This is a genomic window from Nocardia sp. NPDC004722 (genome assembly GCF_053601505.1).
The window spans coordinates 6,594-6,941 of the sequence record NZ_JBSGBY010000465.1; the positions used below are offsets into that span (position 1 = coordinate 6,594).

Annotated in this window: 1 protein-coding gene; it reads left to right on the forward strand. The window is 71.8% G+C overall.

All coding sequences use genetic code 11. The annotated features are described in order from the left end of the window. Positions 1-348: aldehyde dehydrogenase family protein (locus ACWELQ_RS33395; RefSeq protein WP_452401023.1), on the forward strand; the 348-nt coding region annotated here is incomplete at both ends.

The window sequence follows — 348 nt, forward strand, 5'->3', positions numbered from 1 at the left end:
CTCGCCGCCGCGCTGTCCGCGGAAATGGGCGCGCCCACCATGGCCGCCAGCACCCTCAACTACGTGCCCGCGCGCGCCACCCTCGACTTCTACGCCGGGCTTGGAAAGTCCTTCCCCTGGACCGAGACTCGCACCGGACTGTTCGGCACCACCCGGGTCTCGCGCGAACCGGTCGGTGTGGTCGCCGCCGTCATCGCCTGGAACGTGCCGCTGTTCCTGGCCGTCAACAAACTCGCGCCCGCCCTGCTGGCCGGATGCAGCGTGGTCCTCAAGCCCGCGCCGCTGACCCCCCTCGCAGCGAACCTGCTGGCCGACATCTTCGCCGAGGCGGGCCTGCCCGAGGGCGTG